This window comes from Vibrio sp. 1F169 (assembly GCF_041439605.1).
GTDB classification, from domain to species: domain Bacteria; phylum Pseudomonadota; class Gammaproteobacteria; order Enterobacterales; family Vibrionaceae; genus Vibrio; species Vibrio tasmaniensis_A.
The window spans coordinates 1-2,727 of the sequence record NZ_JBGOOI010000149.1 but is presented as its reverse complement, the minus strand read 5'-3'; the positions used below and the strand labels follow the sequence as shown (position 1 = coordinate 2,727).

The 2,727-nt window shown below is 40.5% G+C and carries 3 protein-coding genes; 1 reads left to right on the top strand and 2 read right to left on the bottom strand.

Annotated elements, in window-relative coordinates:
• Positions 1–577: 577 nt before the first annotated feature.
• Positions 578–1,105: a hypothetical protein gene (locus ACED53_RS23230; RefSeq protein ID WP_016769326.1), complete on the bottom strand. Its 528-nt coding sequence runs from the start codon at positions 1,103–1,105 to the stop codon at positions 578–580.
• On the bottom strand, positions 1,102–1,437 hold the full coding sequence (locus ACED53_RS23225) for a DUF805 domain-containing protein (protein WP_029189200.1): 336 nt from the start codon (positions 1,435–1,437) through the stop codon (positions 1,102–1,104). Before ACED53_RS23225 ends, ACED53_RS23230 begins: the two co-directional genes overlap by 4 nt.
• A 188-nt stretch (positions 1,438–1,625) precedes the next feature.
• Here ACED53_RS23225 and ACED53_RS23220 point away from each other — a divergent pair, with 188 nt between their 5' ends.
• Positions 1,626–2,666, top strand: coding sequence for an AraC family transcriptional regulator (locus ACED53_RS23220; RefSeq protein ID WP_102579818.1), 1,041 nt, complete (start codon positions 1,626–1,628; stop codon positions 2,664–2,666).
• Positions 2,667–2,727: the final 61 nt, after the last annotated feature.

Sequence of the window (2,727 nt, the reverse complement as noted above, 5' to 3'; positions counted from 1 at the left end):
GTTCAGGATTGCAGCGATATCCTTTTAGATAGGGACTGTAGAGAGGCACATTCTGAGGCGGCACGCAGTGACTCATCAGGGTGATGCCACTCTTAGGCCATAGGTGAAAGATACAAGCAAAAAGCCTTGCCCAAAGGGTAACGCCCAAGTCCACCATAGTTTTTAAGGTAGTGAATTGCTAAATAAAAAAAAAGGGGGGGGGGTTCCCCGCAATTATCACAAAAATAAGACGTTCAAAATGCCAACAATACTCAGCCTTACATTTAAGGTGAAGAATTACTGATAGACCAACAAACATATAAAACTCAAATAAATCCTCAGTTTATATATTAACTGTGAAACGCCTCAGATGTGAGGCGTTTTTGCTCTTAAAAACGACAAAGTCGCTTGGTGATAACAGCGATTAGAGCATTTTCTTCAAATGATAATTGTCCAAAACCTTCACAGGCTGAATTTTTACCCGTGGTACATTCTACCTCAGAAATGCCCCGAAGTTTGTTACGCTTCCAAACACGTCACAGATAATTAGCTAGTTTTGATTTACAAAAAATAATGTGTGGCAATGACCCCATTTCCTTCATTGACTCGAGAAAGGCTCTCCTATTAAGTCACTCGATTTAGATGAATGACAAACAACGTTTTGCTCATCTCTTAGAAACCAAGAAATCCATTTTCGCTTCGAGTTTAAAACGAAGCCCTCCTCAAAGCTAATTCCATTGATAATCAACCCGTCGATATTTTCATCATACGCTTTAGTGGTGAAACGCCATTCTTCACTATTTATTCGCTTTCCTTGAAGAAGAGCGTCATTGAGGCGTTGGCTCATAACGACGATGGCTAGACCTTCAGTTTCACTGATACCAAAATCTGGCTCAGAGATACGACCGACAGCAACTGGTACCTTTAAAGTGCACTCCTTTCCATCTTGAAGAGTAAATGAGTAGATTGCATCTCCTATTCGACCGTTAAGCCAAAGGAGTTGTCCTTGAGTCATGTTGTCGACAGACAGAGTTCCAAAACCACCTGTGGGAGATATAGTTTCGGCCCAGCTAGATGTTGAAACAAAGACCGATAAAAACAAATGTAGAATGGCTACTTTTTTCATGCTGAAGCCTCCACGTCGAAGTTAGTATTGGTCGATTGAGCTAACAAATATATTAACCAAAACGGTCCTACTATCGGTATGAAAAAGACCAGTACCCAATAACTAGATTTGTTGATATCGTGCAGTCTACGAACAATTACTGAAAGCATAGGGATGAAACTTACAACGCTATAAATCGTGTCGAACCATGTTGTCATATTCATAGCAATATCTGCCGCAATGCATCCCATCGCTACTAATGTGTGTACTAAAAGAAACATCCAACATTCTTTGCGGGACGAACAACCAGAAAAGTCTAAACTTCGCTTCCAAGCTAAAAAATAGTATTTCATAAATGCCACCTCAATATTTGACTGATGGTGATATTTTGCCTCGGAACAAGTGGTGTGTACGTCTCAAAACAGGTTTTAGGTCGTTCTTAAACCTGTTTTGGTCTATATTGCGTTTTCAATTGTATTTCATAGAGTTATCCTTGATATTCACTGAAAGTGAGAACTCATTTATCCATCTAGGACTTGCTATGCTTGCGATACCCGTCCCGTTCGTTGTTTCCATGTTACTTGGACTACTAGCGATATCACTTTATGCCAAGCTTTCCCAGCAGGGTAAAGTCGCTAGCATGTTTTTAGGATTATGTGCTATGACGACCGCAATGGTTGGTTTACGCTGGACATTTGGATTTAGCATTTTCAGCATCGCGCAACCTATTCTGGCCTCCATAATTCCTGTTGCTGCGTGGTATGCGTTTGCACATGCCAATCGTGATTTAGGCACCTTGCCTATTAAGCATTTTGTTGCGCCATTATTCGTCGTAATTAGCGCTGTATCTCAACCTTGGTTGGCACTTTCATTAGATGTACTACTTACTTTAATTTACGCTTGCTATGGAGTGGCACTAATTCGCTTTTCGTCAAGAGAAACAGCACTGATTAATGTCTCGTTAGGGAATTGGGAAGGAGTAAAGAAAGCGGAGAATATTGCGGGATGGATGCTGATATTTTCAGCGTGTGTAGACACGCTCATGTCGTTAGATTTTACTTTTAATCAAGGTGGATTTTCACTGTACATCATTACTGCGGCACATTTGATTCTTCTACCCGTGTTATCGATAGCTGTAGTTGTCGTGGGTATTAATACGCCTGTTTCAGATGAGTTAAAATCTAAACAAATCAGTCACAATGACGAGACAAGCAGTTCCCAGGTAATGACCAGTGAGAGGGCTCACGAGATCACTTCTCTGTTAGACTCCAAAATCCGACAAGACAGACTTTACTTAGACCCTGAGCTAACCCTTTCAAAACTGACACGAAAGTTAGGCATACCAGCAAAACAAATTTCAATTGCAGTTAATCAGGTACACGAAAAGAATATTTCTAAGATCATAAATGGGTATCGCATAGAACATGCCAAGCACTCCTTGGATTTGTCACAAGATACTATTACGCAAATATTCATGAATTCTGGTTTTCAGACCAAGTCTAACTTTAATCGTGAGTTTTCAAGAGTCGTGGGAATGACCCCAAGTGAATACCGTAAAAGTAAAGCTCAACAGTCTAAGTAAGATTCATGATCTGCTCCAGTCAGACTGGACACTTAGCTAAGCGACATTTCGCTTTTCAAAG